The organism is Flavobacterium sp. TS_SC_5 (assembly GCF_056156265.1).
Genome location: NZ_CM149588.1, coordinates 1,698,571 through 1,714,201, shown reverse-complemented (window position 1 = coordinate 1,714,201; position 15,631 = coordinate 1,698,571). Strand labels below are relative to the sequence as shown.

Here is a 15,631-nt window from a genome sequence, read left to right as displayed (position 1 = left end):
TTAAATTAGTATACGTAACAAATTACTTCACCACCTACGTTCAATTGCTTCGCTTTTTTTCCTGTCATCAACCCTTTTGAAGTTGATACAATAGCGATGCCTAATCCGTTAAGGATTCTAGGAATATTTGAAGAACTTGAATATTTACGTAAACCTGGTTTACTAATTCTTTGGATATCTTTAATTACTGACTCTTTAGTATCTTTATCATACTTCAAAGCGATCTTGATTGAACCCTGAACGGCGTTGTCTTCAAATTTGTAACTCAAGATATAACCTTGATCAAATAAGATCTTAGTTATTTCTTTTTTTAGATTAGATGCAGGAATTTCGACAACTTTGTGGTTTGCAGCCACAGCATTACGAACTCTTGTCAAATAATCTGCAATAGGATCTGTATACATATGTATTAATTTGCGGTTTTGGTTTTCAACAAACGATTTGCCGAACCTGAAACCAATTTATAAATGTTTATGATACAGACAAAACTTACGTTAAGTCTGTATCAGGACGCAATAAATTACGTCTTACCAAGATGCCTTTTTAACACCAGGTATCAATCCATTATTTGCCATTTCACGAAATGTAACACGTGATAGACCGAATTGACGCATATAACCCCTTGGTCTACCCGTTAATTTACAACGATTGTGTAAACGAACTGGTGAAGCATTTTTTGGTAACTTTTGCAAACCTACGAAATCTCCAGCTTCTAACAAAGCTTTTCTTTTCTCAGCATACTTAGCTACTGTTTTTTCTCTCTTAACCTCGCGGGCTTTCATTGATTCTTTAGCCATGTCTTAATTCTTTTTAAAAGGTAATCCTAATTCTGTCAATAGAGACTTCGCTTCTTTATCAGTTTTTGCAGTAGTCACAAAAGTGATATCCATACCTGAAATTTTGTTTACTTTATCAATATCAATTTCCGGGAAAATGATTTGTTCCAAAACTCCAAGGTTGTAATTTCCTCTTCCGTCAAATCCAGTAGCTTTAATACCACTAAAATCTCTTACACGTGGCAAAGCTGAAGTAATAAGTCTATCTAAAAACTCATACATTCTTTCTCCGCGTAAAGTAACTTTTGCTCCAATAGGCATCCCTTTTCTCAATTTGAATGACGCAACGTCTTTCTTTGAAATGGTAGATACTGCTTTCTGTCCAGTGATCTTTGTTAACTCATCAACTGCATAGTCAATTAGTTTTTTATCAGATACAGCTGCACCAACTCCTTTACTTAAAACGATTTTGTCCAATTTTGGAACTTGCATTACGTTTACGTATCCGAATTCCTCTTTAAGAGCAGCAATTACTCTGCTCTTATATTCTTCTTTTAGTCTAGGTATATACGCCATTACTATAGTACTTGATTAGATTTTTTCGAAAATCTTACTTTCTTATCTCCTTCTACTCTAACACCAACTCTAGTTGTTTCCTTAGTTTTAGGATCAATTAGAGAAATATTAGATATTTGTATCGAAGCTTCTTTCTTTACGATACCACCTTGAGGGCTTTTTGCACTAGGTTTCGTATGTTTTGAAACCATGTTTACACCTTCAACAATCGCTTTGTTTTTCTCACGGTAAACACGTAATACTTTACCTTCAGCACCTTTATGGTCTCCAGCAATTACTCTTACAATGTCACCTGATTTTATTTTTAGCTTTATCATCTTAAAAACGAATTAAAGCACTTCTGGTGCTAATGATACAATTTTCATGAATTGTTTTTCACGAAGTTCTCTTGCTACCGGACCAAAAACACGAGTTCCTCTCATTTCACCAGCAGCATTCAATAACACACATGCGTTGTCATCAAATCTAATGTATGAACCATCGGCTCTTCTTACTTCTTTTTTGGTACGTACAACAACTGCAGTTGAAACAGCTCCTTTTTTAACGCTTCCGTTTGGAGCAGTATCTTTGATAGAAACTACAATCTTGTCACCAACAGAGGCATACCTTCTTTTGGTACCTCCTAAAACACGGATAGTTAAAACTTCCTTTGCTCCAGTGTTATCTGCTACTTTTAGTCTTGATTCTTGTTGTACCATAATTATTTAGCTCTTTCTAAGATTTCAACTAACCTCCAACATTTTGTTTTACTTAAAGGACGCGTTTCGCTAATCCTTACAGTATCTCCAACGTTACAGTCGTTCATTTCGTCGTGTGCGTGATACTTTTTAGTTTTCAACACGAACTTACCGTATAATGGGTGCTTTACCTTACGCACTTCAGCAACAACAATAGATTTATCCATTTTGTCAGAAGTAACAACACCAACTCTTTCTTTTCTTAAATTTCTTTTTTCTTCCATCTTTCAGCAGACTACAGTTATTGTCTTTTAGTAAGTTCGGTAGCCAATCTTGCAACTGTTCTTCTCACACTTCTAATTTGAAGAGGATTCTCAATTGGCGAAATAGCGTGAGCCATTTTTAGATCAGCATATGTTTTCTTAGTCTGGCTAAGCTTTTCTTGCAACTCCGCTGCAGAAAGATCTTTTATTTCTGATTGTTTCATAATATAATATAGATTATGCTTCGAAATCTCTAGCAACGACGAATTTAGTTTTTACTGGAAGCTTTTGAGCCGCAAGACGTAACGCCTCTTTTGCAACTGATAAAGGTACTCCTCCAACTTCAAACATAATTCTTCCGGGTTTAACAACGGCAGCCCAATACTCAACTGCTCCTTTACCTTTACCCATACGCACCTCAAGAGGCTTCTTGGTAATTGGTTTGTCTGGAAATATTTTGATCCATAATTGTCCTTCTCTCTTCATAAAACGAGTTGCAGCAATACGCGCAGCTTCAATTTGACGAGAGGTTAAGAACATTCCATCTTCATGTACAGATTTAATACCAAACATTCCATTAGAAAGTTCATGTCCTCTTTGAGAATTCCCTTTCATTTTACCTTTTTGTACCTTACGGTATTTTGTTCTTTTAGGCTGTAACATTTTTTTTTAGTTTAAAAATTTACTTTCGTTTACGAGCGTCTGGTTTACCACCTTTATTAAAAGGTTTTCTGTCTCCTCTTGGAGAATCACCACCTTTACCACCAGCACCAGATTGTTTTTTGTCCATTCCGGCAAGTGGTGAAAGATCTCTCTTTCCATAAACTTCGCCTTTCATGATCCATACTTTGATCCCCATTCTACCATAAGTAGTGTGAGCTTCAGCCAAAGCATAATCAATGTCAGCTCTGAAAGTTGATAGAGGAATTCTACCTTCTTTGAAACCCTCTGAACGAGCCATCTCTGCACCATTCAAACGACCAGAAATCAAAACTTTGATACCCTCTGCGTTCATACGCATAGATGCAGCAATAGCCATTTTGATTGCACGTCTGTAAGAAATTCTGCTTTCGATTTGACGACAGATGCTTGTAGCAACTAGATACGCGTCAAGCTCAGGTCTCTTGATTTCAAAGATGTTGATTTGAACCTCTTTATCAGTAATTTTCTTAAGTTCTTCTTTCAACTTGTCTACCTCTTGCCCGCCTTTTCCGATAATGATACCAGGTCTAGCAGTAGTGATAGTAACGGTTACAAGTTTCAAAGTTCTCTCGATGATTACTTTTGATACACTAGCTTTTGATAAACGAGCATGGATATACTTTCTGATTTTATAATCTTCGGCAAGCTTATCACCGTAATCATTTCCACCATACCAGTTTGAGTCCCATCCTCTGATGATACCAAGTCTATTTCCAATTGGATTTGTCTTTTGTCCCATCTTGTATTAAATTGCTTGTGTGTTATTAATAGATCCAAGCACGATTGTTACGTGATTAGAACGTTTTCTAATTCTGTGAGCACGACCTTGTGGAGCGGGACGAAGTCTTTTCAACATCATTCCACCGTCTACACGGATTTCCTTAACAAATAACCCAGCTTCTTCCATATTAGCGTCAGGGTTTTTTGCTTGCCAGTTGGCAATTACAGATAAAACCAATTTTTCTAATTTTCTTGAAGCTTCTTTAGAACTAAATCTTAAGATGTTAAGTGCTCTCTCTACCTTCTGACCTCTTACCAAGTCCGCTACTAAGCGCATTTTTCTAGGTGAAGTAGGGCAGTTATTCAATTTTGCGAAAGCTATAGACTTATTAGCCTCTTTTCTCGCATCTGCTGTTTCTCTTTTACGAACTCCCATTGCTTCTTATTTTTTACCTTTATTTTTTGCTCCAGCATGACCTCTAAAAGATCTAGTTGGTGAAAATTCTCCTAATTTGTGACCTACCATGTTTTCTGTTACGTAAACTGGTACAAATTGACGACCGTTATGAACTGCGATAGTTTGTCCAACAAAGTCTGGAGTAATCATAGAAGCTCTAGACCAAGTCTTTACAACTCCTTTGTTTCCACCTGCAATGTTTTCTTGAACTTTCTTGTCTAACTTATAATGAACAAAAGGTCCTTTTTTTAATGAACGTGCCATATCTTACTTATTTCTTTCTACGTTCTACGATATACTTGTTACTCGGGTTTTTCTTAGAACGAGTTCTATAACCTTTAGCTGGTATTCCATTTCTTGAACGTGGATGTCCACCAGAAGAACGTCCTTCACCACCACCCATTGGGTGATCGACAGGGTTCATTGCAACAGGTCTTGTTCTAGGTCTTCTTCCTAACCATCTTGTTCTACCTGCTTTACCAGATACAACTAATTGGTGGTCTGAATTAGAAACCGCTCCAATTGTAGCCGAACAAGTCAACAAGATTAATCTTGTTTCACCAGAAGGCATTTTAATTGTAGCATATTTTCCATCTCTTGCCATTAATTGAGCAAATGTTCCAGCAGAACGAGCAATTACAGCTCCTTGTCCTGGCCTCAATTCGATACAAGAAATTACAGTTCCAAGCGGAACTCTACTTAAAGGTAAAGTATTACCAATTTCAGGTTGCGATTCTGGACCAGAAACTAATTTCTGACCAACTTTCAATCCGTTTTGAGCAATAACATACGTTTTCTCTCCATCAGCATAAGCTAACAAAGCAATAAAAGCTGTACGATTTGGATCATATTCAATAGACTTAACCGTAGCAGGAATTCCTTCTTTTGTACGTTTAAAATCAATAATACGATATCTCTGCTTGTGACCACCACCCGTATAACGCATGGTCATCTTTCCTTGACTATTTCTACCACCAGAGTTTTTTATCGGCGCTATCAAAGAGCGTTCCGGCTTATCAGTCGTAATGGCGTCATAACCATTCACAACTCTAAATCGCTGACCTGGGGTAATAGGTTTTAATTTTCTTACTGACATTTTATCTTAGATATTGTTGTAAAAATCAATTGTTTCTCCTTCTTGTACTTGAACAATTGCTTTTTTAATTGCATTCGTCTTTCCACTGATTAAACCACTTTTAGTGTATTTTGTAGTTCTATCCGGCCTTACGTTCATCGTGTTAACACTCAAAATAGTTACTCCATAAGCAGCTTCAACAGCTTTCTTAATTTGTACTTTGTTTGCTTTTTTATCAACAACGAATCCGAAGCGATTTAAAACTTCACTTTCTTTGGTTACTTTTTCCGTTACTATAGGCTTAATAATGATGCTCATATCCTATTATTTACTTAAATTTTCTTCAATTATCTCCAAAGAACTCTCTAAAAGCACTAAATTATTAGCGTTTAATATAGCGTAAGTACTTAATTCTAAGCTACTTACTACGCTAGAACCCTTTAAATTGCGTGAGGACAAATATACATTTTTATTTACATCACCCAAAACAAACAAGGATTTTTTATTTTCTAACTCTAAAGCTTTCAAAACGTTAATGAAATTTTTAGTGCTTGGCGCCTCAAATTCAAAGTCTGCAAGAACGATAATATTCGATTCTTTAGCTTTAATTGAGAAAGCAGATTTTCTCGCCAAACGTTTCAAGCTTTTATTCAATTTGAATGAATAACTTCTTGGTCTTGGTCCAAAAACCGTTCCACCACCTTTAAACAATGGATTCTTTGCACTACCCGCACGAGCAGTACCAGTTCCTTTTTGTTTTTTAATCTTACGTGTACTTCCCGCTACTTCAGCTCTTTCTTTAGCTTTGTGCGTCCCTTGTCTTTGATTAGCAAGATATTGCTTAACATCAAGGTATACTGCATGATTGTTTGGTTCTATACCAAATACTGAATCAGAAAGTTGAACTTTTCTTCCAGTATCTTTTCCGTTGAAATCTAATACTTTTGCTTCCATTACTTCTGAATGATTACATAAGAGTTGTTATGACCAGGAACGCATCCTTTTATAACAAGTAGGTTCTTTTCAGCAACTACTTTTAAAACTCTAAGGTTTTGAACTTTTACATTGTCTCCTCCCATACGTCCAGCCATACGCATTCCTTTGAATACTCTAGATGGATAAGAAGAAGCTCCTACAGAACCCGGCGCTCTTAAACGGTTGTGTTGACCGTGAGTTGCTTGACCAACACCACCAAAACCGTGACGTTTTACAACCCCTTGAAAACCTTTACCTTTAGACACACCCTGTACATCTACAAATTCTCCTTCAGAAAAAATAGAAACATCAATAAGATCTCCTAATTTTTGCTCTGTTGCGAAATCTTGGAATTCAACGACTTTTTTCTTAGCTACAGTTCCTGCTTTTTTAAAGTGACCTAAAGCCGCTTTTGTGGAATGTTTCTCGTTTTTGTCATCGAAACCAAGTTGCAACGCTTCGTACCCGTCAACACCTTTGGTTCTGACTTGGGTAACAACACATGGTCCAGCTTCGATTACTGTACAAGGAATATTTTTCCCGTTCTCGTCGAAAATGCTAGTCATGCCGATTTTTCTACCAATTAACCCAGACATAAATATTAATTATTAATTATTAAATATAAATATAGAACGCAGCTTTTAACCGAATCCTATTTTTTAAGTGGGTGCAAATGTATAACTTATTTACACACAAACCAAAAAAATATTTTTCGCTTAAAAACAGCGTTCCTTTTTACTCTTAAACTATTTAAACTTTGATCTCTACTTCAACACCACTAGGTAATTCAAGTTTCATCAAAGCATCAATAGTTTTTGATGAAGATGAGTAAATGTCAATTAATCTCTTGTATGACATTACTTCAAATTGCTCTCTCGCTTTTTTGTTAACGTGCGGAGAACGAAGAACAGTGAAAAGTTTTTTGTGAGTTGGTAATGGAATTGGTCCCGTAACAACTGCACCGGTACTTTTTACCGTTTTTACAATCTTCTCAGCAGACTTGTCTACCAACATATGATCGTAAGATTTCAATTTTATTCTGATTTTTTGACTCATTTTCTTAAAGATTATGCGTTTCCTTTTGCTTTTTTGATAACTGCTTCTGAAATATTAGAAGGCGTTTCAGAGTAATGTGAAAATTCCATAGTAGATGTTGCTCTACCTGATGAAAGTGTTCTTAACGTAGTAACGTATCCAAACATTTCAGATAATGGCACATCTGCTTTAATAGTTTTTGCACCAGCTCTGTCACCCATATCATTCACCTGACCTCTACGACGGTTAATATCACCTACGATATCACCCATGTTTTCTTCTGGTGTAATCACTTCCATTTTCATGATCGGCTCTAATATAACAGCACCAGCCGCCTTAGCTACCTCTCTATAACCCATTCTTGCTGCAAGCTCAAAAGAAAGTGCATCAGAATCCACCGGGTGGAAAGATCCGTCTAATAAAGTTACCTTTAAACTATCTACTTGGTATCCTGCTAAAGGACCTGTTTTCATAGCTTCTCTGAAACCTTTTTCTACAGATGGGATATATTCTTTAGGAACGTTACCACCTTTAACAGCATTAACAAACTGTAATCCTACAGGAGCTTTACCATCAACTTCATCAGCAGGTTCTAGTCTAAATACGATATCACCGAATTTACCACGACCACCAGATTGTTTTTTGTAAGTTTCTCTGTGTTGTGCTTTCTTAGTAAATGCTTCTTTGTATTCGACTTGAGGTTCACCTTGGTTTACTTCAACTTTGAATTCACGTTTCATTCTATCAACTAAGATATCTAAGTGAAGCTCACCCATACCAGAAATAATAGTCTGACCTGAAGCTTCATCAGTTCTAACAGTAAACGTAGGATCTTCTTCAGCTAATTTAGCCAAAGCCATACCCATTTTATCTACGTCAGCCTTAGTCTTAGGCTCAATAGCAATACCAATAACTGGTGCCGGGAATTTCATACTTTCTAAGATGATTGGGTGTTTTTCATCACACAATGTATCTCCAGTTTTAATATCTTTAAACCCAACTGCCGCTCCAATATCACCTGCTTCGATATAATCGATTGGGTTTTGCTTGTTAGCATGCATTTGGTAGATACGAGAAATTCTTTCTTTGTTTCCTGAACGTGTGTTCAAAACATAAGAACCTGCATCCAAGCGTCCTGAATAAGCACGGAAAAAAGCTAAACGTCCTACGAATGGATCGGTAGCAATTTTAAATGCTAAAGCAGCGAAAGGCTCTTTAACATCTGGCTTACGCAATATCTTAGTTTGATCTTCTTCTAATAATTCAGCATCATCAGGATGAATACCTTCGATACCTTCTTTATCCATTGGAGATGGTAAATATTTACATACTGCATCTAACATGAATTGAACTCCTTTATTTTTAAAAGAAGAACCAGCAATCATAGGAATAATAGCCATATCCATTACAGCTGCTCTTAATGCAATGTTGATTTCTTCCTCTGTAATAGAGTTTTCATCTTCCATGAATTTTTCAAGCAAAGTCTCATCATAATCAGCAACTGCTTCAATAAGAATCGATCTATATTCTTTAACTTCTTCAAGCATATCCTCTGGAATTGGCACAATCTCGTAAGTTGCTCCCAAACCTTCTTCATGCCATACTATAGCTTGATTTTTAACCAAATCCACAACACCCTTGAAATCATTTTCTTCTCCAATCGGCAAAGTGATCGCAACCGCATTTGATTTTAACATATCTCTTACTTGTTGACAAACCATCAAAAAGTTAGAACCTTGTCTATCCATTTTATTAACGAAACCAATACGTGGTACTCTATATTGATCTGCTAATCTCCAGTTAGTTTCTGATTGTGGCTCAACACCATCAACAGCACTAAATAAGAAAACCAAACCATCAAGCACACGCAATGAACGGTTTACTTCAACTGTAAAGTCAACGTGTCCCGGTGTATCGATAATATTAAAGTGGTAAGGCAATGTTTCAGGTAAAACTTTACCTTGAGTAGTTGGAAAATTCCATTCGCAAGTTGTAGCGGCAGAAGTAATTGTAATACCTCTTTCTTGCTCTTGCGCCATCCAGTCCATTGTTGCAGCACCATCGTGCACTTCACCAATTTTATGTGATTTTCCCGTATAGAACAATATGCGCTCCGTTGTTGTTGTTTTACCAGCATCAATATGAGCAGCAATTCCTATGTTTCTTGTATATTTAAGTTCTCTAGCCATTTCTTAAGAATTAAAATCTAAAGTGAGAGAATGCTTTATTAGCTTCTGCCATTTTGTGAGTATCCATTCTTTTCTTTACAGCAGCTCCTTCTTCTTTAGCCGCAGCTAAACATTCTGAAGCTAACCTTTGAGCCATAGATTTTTCGTTTCTTCTTCTAGAATAAAGAATTAACCACTTCATCGCCATAGAAATTTTTCTATCCGGACGAATTTGCATTGGAATTTGAAATGTAGCTCCACCTACTCTACGACTACGTACTTCAACGTGAGGCATAACATTGGTTAACGCATCTTTCCAAATTTCTAATGATGGTTTCTCTGCATCTTGTTTTTTAGACTCAATGATGTCAATTGCATCATAAAATACTTTAAACGCTGTCGATTTTTTTCCATCCCACATTAGGTTGTTCACAAAACGTGTTACCAGTTGGTCATTAAACCTTGGATCTGGTAAAAGTGGTCTTTTCTTTGCCGCTCTTTTTCTCATGTCTTTTTTTTAATAAAATGTCATAATTATACAGTTGTAATGAATTACATCTCTACAAGAAATAACTTTTTAAATTACTTTTTTGCTTCTTTTGGGCGTTTAGCTCCGTACTTAGATCTTCTTTGCGTTCTTCCTGCTACTCCTGACGTATCAAGCGCACCACGAACGATGTGATATCTAACTCCTGGTAAATCCTTTACCCTTCCACCCCTAACTAATACTATCGAGTGCTCTTGTAAATTGTGTCCTTCACCAGGGATGTAAGCATTCACTTCATTACCATTTGTCAAACGTACACGCGCTACTTTACGCATTGCAGAGTTTGGTTTTTTTGGTGTTGTAGTGTAAACACGCGTACAAACCCCTCTTCTTTGAGGACAAGAATCTAAAGCAACCGATTTACTCTTCTTAGTTATCTGAGTTCTTCCTGTTCTTACTAATTGTTGAATTGTTGGCATAATTAATACTAAAAATTTCTTATTATATTAAATTCCCGCTTTTTACGGGGTTGCAAATGTAGAAAATATTTTTTACTCTACAAACGTTAATCTATTAATTTTCAATAAGATTATTTTATCATTTGATTTTTATCACAAACATTAGATATTTGCGTTACATTTATTTAAATAAATATTCCTTTGAAAACAGCTTTCCTTTTTCTTTTATTTTTGATTTTTGGATGCAATTCTTCTGCTCAAAATTTACACTTACAAATAACTGGAGGCTCTACATCCGAAACAAGAACAATCGACTCGATATCTTACCTTAGAAAACACAAAAAAACAAAATCGGTTCAGGACGAAATAAGTGAAATATCGCGCAAACTTTCGAAAATAGGATACATTGAGAACAGCCTTACTGATTTTCAAAAAGCAAACGACTCTAGTTACGTCACAAAACTAAATTTAGGCAAACAAATAAAATCTATACACATATATATAGGTAGCGACGAATTATTAAATAACACAATTACCTTAACCAAAAAAAACAACAACATTGAATTACCGTATTTTGATACAGATTCCTTTCTAAAAGAAACCATACAAAAATTAGAACAAAAAGGGTACGCTTTAGCCGTACTAAAACTAATAAATATAAAGAGAGACAAAAACACTCTTCATGCTGAATTAATATTAGAATCCAACAAAAAAAGAAAACTCAATTCTATTCTGATACAATATTCAGATAAAACGCAATCCAATAAATTTCCTAAGGGACATTTGACACAAATTAATAAAAAATACAATAATTACATTTTTAACCAAAAAACAGTAGAAGAAATTTATAGTGACTTCAATACATTTGGTTTTGTAAACCAAATCAAATACCCTGAAATCCTATTTACAAAAGACACAACAAAAGTCTACGTATATCTCGAAAAAAAGAATTCTAATACATTTGATGGTTTCTTTGGTTTTTCAAACGACAACAACAGCAAATTAACCCTAAATGGATATTTAGATGTGAAGCTAGAAAATATTTTAGCTGCCGGCGAACAACTGTCAGTATTTTGGAAAAGTGACGGCAACGATCAGAAAACTTTTAATGCCCAGATTGAAATTCCCTATTTACTGAAAACCCCCATAGGATTAAAGGCGCAAATTCAATTATTCAGACAAGACACAACTTTCCAAAATACAAAAACCGCCTTTGATTTGAGCTACTCTGCCACTTATAACACACGGATTTATTTGGGATACCAATCTACGGAATCAAGTGATATACAAAACTCAAACAACGCCTCGATTAGTGATTTTAACAATTCTTACATAACATCCAGTTTTGAATATACAAAACTAGACAACGACAAAACTATTTTTCCAATAAAATCAAAATTTTTCACATCCGTAGGAATAGGAAAGAGAGATCGTAACTTATTAATTGAAAATTCAAAAAACAAGCAATTTTTCGCAAATATTCAAGCTATGCATAACATCTACTTGAATAAAAAGAATTCAATAAACTTAAACAGCCAAAATTACTATCTGAGAAGCAACAATTACATTATTAATGAATTGTTTCGTTTTGGAGGATTCAAAAGCGTGAGAGGTTTTACTGAAAACAGCTTACAGGCTTATTTTACAACATCGATTCTTACAGAATACAGATATATTCTTTCCTCCAATTTATACATTCATTCCATTCTTGACTACTGCCTTTATAAAAATAAAACAGGTTTAGATATAAGTGATAAAACCCAAAACTTAATTGGCGCAGGCTTTGGAATAGGATTACAAACAAAAAATGGATTGCTAAAATTAGCTGTCGCAAATGGCAGTGCTAAAAATCAACAATTCAAAATTTCCAACTCAATTATTCATATTAGCTATAATGTTAAATTTTAATTTTAAAAAAGAAATAGACTTTTTTATATTAGGAAAGTTAACATATTATTAAGAAGTTTGCGAGACTAATTCAAAATATTAAAAAATGAAACTAAAGTTTAATGGATTCTTAGTACTATTAATAGTACTTGTGGCGCAAATTACCTTTGCGCAAGAAAGAGCTGTTTCAGGTGTCGTTTCTGACAATGCAGGAATGCCTTTACCAGGCGTGAGTGTATTAGTGAAAGGAACGCAAACTGGAACACAAACTGATTTTGATGGAAAATACTCTATCAGGGCAACTCCAAGTCAGGTCTTGGTATTTAGCTACATTGGGATGAAAACTCAAGAAATGTCAGCTGGGTCTTCAACTGTGAATATAAAATTAGCAGATGATGCAATGGAACTTGAAGGAGTTGTAGTTACAGCCTTAGGTATCAAAAGAGAGAAAAAAGCTTTAGGCTATGCGACACAACAAGTTGGTGGAGAAGAGGTTTCTAATGTAAAAAGCCAGAATTTTGTGAATTCACTTTCTGGAAAAGTGGCTGGTTTAAACATCAAAACATCAGGAAATTTTGGTGGTTCAACTCAAGTAGTAGTAAGAGGTAACAGTTCTATTACGGGTAATAACCAAGCATTATTTGTTGTTGACGGAGTTCCAATAGATAACGGCAACTCAAATCTTGGCACCCAGCAAGCTGGAGGAGGTGGTTATGACTACGGAAACGCAGCATCAGATATCAACCCAGATGACATTGAGTCTATCAACGTTCTTAAAGGAGCAGCTGCAACAGCACTTTACGGGTCTCGTGCTTCTAAAGGTGTTGTGATGATTGTTACTAAAAAAGGAAAAAAACGTAAGGGTCTTGGTGTTACTGTTTCTTCTAGTATGACTTTAGGAAATGCTGATAAAGAAACATTACCTAAATATCAAAACAAATATGGTGCTGGTTATGGTCCTTTTTATGGACCAAACGAAGACGCATATTTTAATCAAGCAGATATCAATGGAGATGGAATTCCTGATTTAACTACACCATTTACAGAAGATGCTTCATATGGAGCTGCATTTGATCCAAGTTTGTTGATTTACCAATGGAATTCCCTGTATCCGCAATTGACAGATACATACCAAAAAGCAACACCATGGGTAGCTGGAAAAAATAATCCAAATTCCGTTTGGGGAACAAGCAGCACAGCTGTCAACTCAGTTTCATTAGACGGAGGTACTGATAGCAGTACTTTCAGATTAGGTTTTACTAACTTGCTTTCAGAAGGAAACTTACCAAACAGTAACCTAAGAAGAAATACAATCACTTTTTCAGGATCCCAAGAACTTTCGGATAAATTAACAGTATCTACAAGTCTAAATTTTGTAAAAGCAGATGGTAAAGGAAGAAATGGTACTGGGTACTCTTCTGGGAACGTTATGCAACAATTTAGACAATGGAATCAAATGAATGTTGATTTCGGAGAACAAAAAGATGCTTACTTTGCAACAGGAGATAATATTTCTTGGAATCCAAATAGTGCTACAAATCTAAGACCTATCTATTCTGACAATCCATATTGGACTTTTTACGAGAATTATCAAAATGATACTAGATCAAGATACTTTGGTAACGTTGCTTTAGATCACAAAATAAATGACTGGTTGAGCGTAATGGGAAGATTCTCATTTGACACTTTCGGAGAGATCCAAGAAGAAAGAATCAATGTAGGAAGTGCTGATGTATCTAAATATACTAGACGAAATAGAAATGTTTCTGAATATAATTATGACGCAATGCTAAACTTCAATAAAGATTTAACTGAAAAATTAAATTTAGAAGGAAACATCGGTTTCAACTTAAGAAACAATACTATCAACAGTATATCTGCTGAAACAAACGGAGGTTTAAACCTAAGAGGTTTATATTCTCTTTCAAATAGTGTGAATCCTATTAATGCTCCTATTGAATATGCTTCAAGTAGCTTAGTTGATGGGGAATACATTAGAGCAAGTTTAGGGTACGATGGATATGCTTACTTAGAAGGTTCATTTAGATCTGACCGCTCTTCTACATTACCTAAAGAGAATAACAGATTTAATTATTATTCAGTATCAGGAAGTTTAATTTTCTCTGAGTTGATTAATGCGCCATGGTTATCATTTGGTAAAGTTCGTGCTAATTATGCAGAAGTTGGTAGTGACACCAATCCTTACAATGTATTTAATACATTTGGTATTGGAACTCCATTCAACGGAAATGGTATTGCATCAAATCCAGGAGCACAAGCTAACCTGAATTTATTACCTGAAAGACAAAATAGTTATGAACTTGGTTTAGAAATGTCATTTTTTAAAAAACGCGTTGGTTTTGACATATCCTATTACAACAACCAAAATATTAACCAAATAACACCTATTCCATTATCTACTTCAACTGGATACTCTCAAGCGCTATTGAACGCGGGAACCATCGAAAACAAAGGTATTGAAGTTCAATTGAATGCTACACCTTTTAAAACTGCTGATTTTAAATGGGATTTAAACCTAAACTGGTCTCAAAATAAAAGTTTAGTTGTTGAATTATTAAACGGAATTGAAAACCTACAAATTGCAAGTTTACAGGGTGGTATATCTATCAATGCTACGCCAGGTCAACCTTATGGGACTATTAGAGGTAGCGACTTTATTTATGCTGCAAATGGACAACCTATCGTTAACCAAACTGGGTCAGCAACAAGAATCGGTTCATACCAAAGAACTAGCACAAATAATAGTGTGATTGGTGATATCAATCCTGACTGGAAGGCTGGTCTTAATAACAGTTTTACTTACAAAAATGTAAATTTAAGTTTCTTAATTGACATGCAAAAAGGTGGAGATGTTTTCTCACTTGATACATGGTATGGTTATGCTACAGGTATGTATGATTTCTCTGCTGGAAACAACGATTTAGGCAATCCAGTAAGAGATGCAGTAGTAGGAACGCCTGGGAATTACGGCGCAAACTCTGGTGGTGTAATATTACCTGGTGTTGCTCCTGATGGCACACCTAACACAGTAAGAGCGAATGCTGATACTTATCAAAACCCATGGGGTTACGCAAGAGCTCCTAATAAATTACACGTTTACGATGCTGGTTATATCAAATTACGTGAAGCTAGTTTAACGTATATTTTCAGTGGTAAAACATTAGATAGATTACCTTTTACTAACGCTTCATTCTCAATCATTGGTAGAAACTTATGGATTATTGACAAAAATACTCCATATGCTGATCCTGAAGCTGGGTTAAGTTCTGGAAACGTTCAGGGTTACCAATCTGGTGCTTACCCTTCTATTAGAGAAATTGGAGTAAGTTTTAAATTACAGTTTTAAAAAATTAA

General features: G+C 35.4%; 21 protein-coding genes. 2 read left to right on the top strand and 19 right to left on the bottom strand.

The window, feature by feature from the left end; all coding sequences use genetic code 11:
- Positions 1-5: 5 nt before the first annotated feature.
- The 19 genes from rpsH to rpsL form a co-directional block, all read right to left on the bottom strand.
- Positions 6-404, bottom strand: a complete 399-nt coding sequence (rpsH, locus tag AC0J6S_RS07490) for a 30S ribosomal protein S8 (protein ID WP_131909658.1) — start codon at positions 402-404, stop codon at positions 6-8.
- Between the two features lie 123 nt (positions 405-527).
- Entirely contained in the window at positions 528-797 is a 270-nt protein-coding gene (rpsN, locus tag AC0J6S_RS07485) for a 30S ribosomal protein S14 (RefSeq protein ID WP_007136553.1), read from the bottom strand.
- 3 nt (positions 798-800) lie between these two features.
- Entirely contained in the window at positions 801-1,352 is a 552-nt protein-coding gene (rplE, locus tag AC0J6S_RS07480; protein ID WP_086452757.1) for a 50S ribosomal protein L5, read from the bottom strand.
- A gap of 2 nt (positions 1,353-1,354) precedes the next feature.
- Positions 1,355-1,669, bottom strand: a complete 315-nt coding sequence (gene rplX, locus AC0J6S_RS07475) for a 50S ribosomal protein L24 (RefSeq protein ID WP_474956127.1) — start codon at positions 1,667-1,669, stop codon at positions 1,355-1,357.
- Positions 1,670-1,681: 12 nt separating this feature from the next.
- A complete protein-coding gene (rplN, locus tag AC0J6S_RS07470) occupies positions 1,682-2,050 on the bottom strand; it encodes a 50S ribosomal protein L14 (RefSeq protein WP_026717863.1) in 369 nt (122 codons plus the stop codon).
- Positions 2,051-2,052: 2 nt separating this feature from the next.
- Entirely contained in the window at positions 2,053-2,313 is a 261-nt protein-coding gene (rpsQ, locus tag AC0J6S_RS07465; RefSeq protein ID WP_091173701.1) for a 30S ribosomal protein S17, read from the bottom strand.
- Positions 2,314-2,330: 17 nt separating this feature from the next.
- A complete protein-coding gene (gene rpmC / locus AC0J6S_RS07460) occupies positions 2,331-2,516 on the bottom strand; it encodes a 50S ribosomal protein L29 (protein WP_091203666.1) in 186 nt (61 codons plus the stop codon).
- Between the two features lie 13 nt (positions 2,517-2,529).
- Positions 2,530-2,955 (bottom strand): 50S ribosomal protein L16, encoded by a 426-nt coding sequence (gene rplP / locus AC0J6S_RS07455; protein ID WP_007803637.1) that lies wholly within the window; start codon positions 2,953-2,955, stop codon positions 2,530-2,532.
- Positions 2,956-2,974: 19 nt separating this feature from the next.
- Complete coding sequence (gene rpsC, locus AC0J6S_RS07450; RefSeq protein WP_066081035.1) at positions 2,975-3,733, bottom strand: 30S ribosomal protein S3; 759 nt, start codon at positions 3,731-3,733, stop codon at positions 2,975-2,977.
- A 6-nt stretch (positions 3,734-3,739) separates the two neighbouring features.
- Entirely contained in the window at positions 3,740-4,150 is a 411-nt protein-coding gene (gene rplV, locus AC0J6S_RS07445) for a 50S ribosomal protein L22 (protein WP_173852650.1), read from the bottom strand.
- A gap of 6 nt (positions 4,151-4,156) precedes the next feature.
- On the bottom strand, positions 4,157-4,435 hold the full coding sequence (gene rpsS, locus AC0J6S_RS07440; protein WP_007136562.1) for a 30S ribosomal protein S19: 279 nt from the start codon (positions 4,433-4,435) through the stop codon (positions 4,157-4,159).
- A gap of 7 nt (positions 4,436-4,442) precedes the next feature.
- On the bottom strand, positions 4,443-5,267 hold the full coding sequence (gene rplB, locus AC0J6S_RS07435; RefSeq protein WP_035668122.1) for a 50S ribosomal protein L2: 825 nt from the start codon (positions 5,265-5,267) through the stop codon (positions 4,443-4,445).
- A gap of 6 nt (positions 5,268-5,273) precedes the next feature.
- Positions 5,274-5,564, bottom strand: coding sequence for a 50S ribosomal protein L23 (gene rplW, locus AC0J6S_RS07430; RefSeq protein ID WP_035668124.1), 291 nt, complete (start codon positions 5,562-5,564; stop codon positions 5,274-5,276).
- 6 nt (positions 5,565-5,570) lie between these two features.
- The gene (gene rplD, locus AC0J6S_RS07425) at positions 5,571-6,200 is read right to left on the bottom strand and encodes a 50S ribosomal protein L4 (RefSeq protein WP_474956126.1); all 630 of its coding nucleotides are present in this window, start codon (positions 6,198-6,200) and stop codon (positions 5,571-5,573) included.
- The gene (gene rplC, locus AC0J6S_RS07420; RefSeq protein WP_035619642.1) at positions 6,200-6,817 is read right to left on the bottom strand and encodes a 50S ribosomal protein L3; all 618 of its coding nucleotides are present in this window, start codon (positions 6,815-6,817) and stop codon (positions 6,200-6,202) included. Before rplC ends, rplD begins: the two co-directional genes overlap by 1 nt.
- A 154-nt stretch (positions 6,818-6,971) precedes the next feature.
- Positions 6,972-7,277 (bottom strand): 30S ribosomal protein S10, encoded by a 306-nt coding sequence (gene rpsJ / locus AC0J6S_RS07415; protein WP_011963470.1) that lies wholly within the window; start codon positions 7,275-7,277, stop codon positions 6,972-6,974.
- 11 nt (positions 7,278-7,288) lie between these two features.
- The gene (gene fusA, locus AC0J6S_RS07410) at positions 7,289-9,445 is read right to left on the bottom strand and encodes an elongation factor G (protein ID WP_474956125.1); all 2,157 of its coding nucleotides are present in this window, start codon (positions 9,443-9,445) and stop codon (positions 7,289-7,291) included.
- Positions 9,446-9,455: 10 nt separating this feature from the next.
- Entirely contained in the window at positions 9,456-9,932 is a 477-nt protein-coding gene (gene rpsG / locus AC0J6S_RS07405; RefSeq protein WP_035668130.1) for a 30S ribosomal protein S7, read from the bottom strand.
- 74 nt (positions 9,933-10,006) lie between these two features.
- Positions 10,007-10,390 (bottom strand): 30S ribosomal protein S12, encoded by a 384-nt coding sequence (gene rpsL / locus AC0J6S_RS07400; protein ID WP_007136570.1) that lies wholly within the window; start codon positions 10,388-10,390, stop codon positions 10,007-10,009.
- A gap of 180 nt (positions 10,391-10,570) precedes the next feature.
- On the opposite strand from rpsL, the gene AC0J6S_RS07395 reads away from it, so the two are divergent.
- Positions 10,571-12,277 carry a BamA/TamA family outer membrane protein gene (locus AC0J6S_RS07395; protein WP_474956124.1) on the top strand — a complete coding sequence of 569 codons (1,707 nt, stop codon included), beginning with the start codon at positions 10,571-10,573 and terminating at the stop codon, positions 12,275-12,277.
- An 85-nt stretch (positions 12,278-12,362) separates the two neighbouring features.
- Positions 12,363-15,623 carry a SusC/RagA family TonB-linked outer membrane protein gene (locus AC0J6S_RS07390; protein WP_474956123.1) on the top strand — a complete coding sequence of 1,087 codons (3,261 nt, stop codon included), beginning with the start codon at positions 12,363-12,365 and terminating at the stop codon, positions 15,621-15,623.
- The last annotated feature ends 8 nt before the right edge of the window (positions 15,624-15,631 follow it).